At 38.8% G+C, this 3,409-nt stretch carries 3 protein-coding genes; 2 read left to right on the plus strand and 1 reads right to left on the minus strand.

Annotated elements, in window-relative coordinates; translation table 11 throughout:
- Positions 1 to 136 precede the first annotated feature (136 nt).
- A complete protein-coding gene (locus HMPREF0549_RS05175; RefSeq protein ID WP_040531340.1) occupies positions 137 to 649 on the minus strand; it encodes an acyl-CoA thioesterase in 513 nt (170 codons plus the stop codon).
- A gap of 178 nt (positions 650 to 827) precedes the next feature.
- On the opposite strand from HMPREF0549_RS05175, the gene HMPREF0549_RS05180 reads away from it, so the two are divergent.
- Both HMPREF0549_RS05180 and HMPREF0549_RS05185 read left to right on the plus strand, forming a co-directional pair.
- Positions 828 to 2,525: a hypothetical protein gene (locus tag HMPREF0549_RS05180; RefSeq protein WP_003717210.1), complete on the plus strand. Its 1,698-nt coding sequence runs from the start codon at positions 828 to 830 to the stop codon at positions 2,523 to 2,525.
- A 400-nt stretch (positions 2,526 to 2,925) separates the two neighbouring features.
- Positions 2,926 to 3,409: LysM peptidoglycan-binding domain-containing protein (locus HMPREF0549_RS05185; protein ID WP_003717211.1), on the plus strand; the 484-nt coding region annotated here is incomplete at its 3' end.

The following is a 3,409-nucleotide window of genomic DNA, read 5'->3' on the forward strand; positions in this document are numbered from 1 at the left end:
GTAGTAGTAGCGATGCGTTTTGAGTCCACTTCTTCAATGGTTACAGCGTACGGGACAGCGGTTAAAATAGTCAAATAAATATTAAACGGCTTCTCAACTTTCAAATTATTATGAGAGTTGAGAAGCCGTTATTAGGTTAGTTTTCCCATGGCTTATCTTTACTAATTGAGTTGATAATTGCTGCTTGCTTTTGGCGATTTTCTTTTCGATGCTGACGACGGGTTGCATAGCCAGCTACCATGGCCTTTTGTTCTGCTGTTTGTGGAATTACTTGGTCATACTTGATTGATTTTTGGGGATCTTGGATTACGTAAGTCATGAAGCAAGAAAAACCGACAAAGCGTTCACCAGTCATTAAGTGTTCACCAATGACTTTGACGAAGACTTCTAATGACCTATGCCCAACACCTGTAACGTAGGCTTCCATGCACATTGAGTCTTGAAGGTGGAATGGCTTAAGAAATTGAACATGGTCCATGGCGGCTGTCACGACGGTTGAGCGGGTGACACGCATTGCGGCAACAGAGGCCTCGCCGTCCACTAACTCTAAAATTCGCCCGCCAAAAACGGTCCCGTGTTCATTGAGGTCGGCATTAAAAACACGGTGCAGGGAGACCGCAAGAGTTTCATTACAATTTATTTTCATTATTTATGGCTCTCCTTAAAAATATTTACTTATAGTTTATTTTAGCATAGTTAAGAAACCGTTTTCTTTAATAAAAATTGGTATTTTCTGCAAATAAATGAAATTTTGTTAATATTTTTTTCATCTCTCTCTTAAAAATATACTATAATGGAGACACTACGGAGATGAAAGGATGAGATTAATGTCAAAAGACAGTCAGATTATTGATACTAAGTCACTATATGTAAACCCTGAACGTGGAGTAGCAACCCTAAATTACAGTCAAAACTACTTCACTGATATTCCTTCATTAGTAAATAGTGATGAAGTAAAGCAAATCGTTAAATTATACTTGGATTCACGAAATCCTGATAACGATGATGATGCCTTTGATAATGCCAGTGTTGATAAATTTATCGATGTATTAAAGAAGATCCTTTTTGACGATGATAGTGCCTTTGATGAATATGATCCTAAAGATATTTTAGCTAGTGTCGAAGAATTGTACTCATACTATCGTTCATTATTGCGGGTTTCTGTTATTAGTTACAATGATAATAAAATTGTTGGCAACGAATTTCGGACTATTGATACCCAATTTAATGATTTGGTACGGAAGCTTTACCGGATTCTTGAAGAAAAGCTTCAAGGCTTTGAAAACCGGACATACCGGCAAGTTAATGCGGCAACCAATGCTACTATCTTAGTTCAACAACATGATTGGAAGATTCCTGCTGGTTATGAAGAACTGCGTGACATTGATTTCATCAATACCGTAATGCTCCGACCACCAATGATGATGCATACTAAGAGTAACAAGCGGGAAGGAGTCTTCTCAGCTGTAGAAGAGAACCCGATCGATCGTTTCCATGGTGAACGGGGTAAGTGGTTCTGTTACCCAGCTAAGATTGGTGAAAGCCTTGCCTTCATCTACTTTAACGTTGATTACTTAGTAAATGGAATTGCTCTTTCAAACTTGTTTGAACTAGCATCACCTGAAGAAGTCGAGGGACAAAAGCCAGATCTTGTTGTTCTCTTTGGCCTTGAGAAGACTGAAGGAATGGTTTCACACTATTACCACGATGAGAAGAACGATATTTGGGTTGGTGAAGTACCATACACTGATAAGACCACTTACTTTGGTTACATGAAGAAGATGTGCTTGACCGTTCATAACCTTCACCAAATTTACAATGGTCGTTTGCCAATTCACGGCTCAATGTTGAAGATCAAGTTCACTAATGGTAAGGAAAAGAACGTTGTCTTCTTTGGTGATTCAGGTGCCGGAAAGTCCGAATCAATTGAAGCCTTACAAGAATTGGCCGATGATAAGATTGTCAGCATGGAAACCATTTTTGATGATATGGGAAGCTTTACCTTGACTGATGATGGTCACATCTATGCACAGGGTACAGAAACTGGTGCCTTTGTTCGTCTTGACGACTTGAGCAGTGCGGTTGCATTTAACAACATGGACCGTGGGGTATACTTGAACCCAGAACGGAAGAATGCCCGGGTTATTATTCCAGCTGATACTTATCAAAATGTTGTTAAGCACCACCACATTGATATGTGGTTGTATGCTAACAACTATAGCGATCAAGTTGGAATTCACCGCTTTGACACTAAGGAAGAAGCTGAAAAAGTCTTTATTGCCGGTCAGCGGAAGGCCTTGGGAACAACTGATGAAGTTGGAATGAGTAAGACATTCTTTGCTAACCCATTTGGTCCTGTTCAAGAACAAGAAAAGACAAAGCCAATTATTGACAAGGTCTTCACTGAATTATTTAATAAGGGAGTTTATGTTGGTGAAATCTTCACTCACCTTGGAAATGACAAGTCTAAGGATGCATTGAAGGAATCAGCTTCTGAATTGCTTGATGTACTAATGAACAACTAAATTCAAATTACAAAGACGTCAATCTTTGCAATAGTCCTGTAACATTCGCGTGTTATGGGGCTTTTTTTAGCTTAAAATCGGGATTTTAAATTAAAAATGGGTAAAATAATAGAACATTTGGTTGATTTCCAAATTAGCGAAGGAAAATTTTAGGATAACCGAAGAACGCTGATATATCAGCAAATAGCTCTACCAGTAAAATGAATATATAAGAAAAAGATGCATATTTGTTACAAAAAATTACAAAAATAGCGGAATTTGAAAAATCGTGGTAACCCATCCGTAACGCTGAATCTGTATAGTATATAAGCGTTGATGATATGTAAAACATCAATTTCCAAAACAATTAACATCATATTACTTACAAACTTACAAGAGAAAAGGATGGATTGATTTTTTTATGAAGTTATCTAAGAAAGCAGCTAAGATTACAGCAGCCATTGCCGGTGCCGTTGCTTTAGGTACTGTAGCTACTGCAACCACCGCTAGCGCCGACAGCATTTACACTGTTCAATCAGGCGATACCCTTTCTGGGATTTCTTACAAGCTGGGTCATGATTTAACTTTCGTTGATACTTTGGCCTCAAACAACAACATTGCTAACAAGAACCTGATTTACGTTGGTCAAAAGTTAGTAATCAAGGATGACGGTGAAGTTGCACCTGCTACTCAACAACAAGTTGAAACTTTACCATCAGCAAACACCACAACTCAAAACAATCAAACTAGTTCTGCAGCTACTACTAACAACTCAGCTGCACAAACTGCAACTGCAACAACTTCAGCAAGCAATGCTGCAAGTTACATCAACTACACATCAAGCGTATCCGGTAACGATGCCGCCGCTAAGGCATGGATTGCTGCCCGTGAATCAGGTGGTAGTT

This window comes from Limosilactobacillus vaginalis DSM 5837 = ATCC 49540, from assembly GCF_000159435.1.
Classification (GTDB): domain Bacteria; phylum Bacillota; class Bacilli; order Lactobacillales; family Lactobacillaceae; genus Limosilactobacillus; species Limosilactobacillus vaginalis.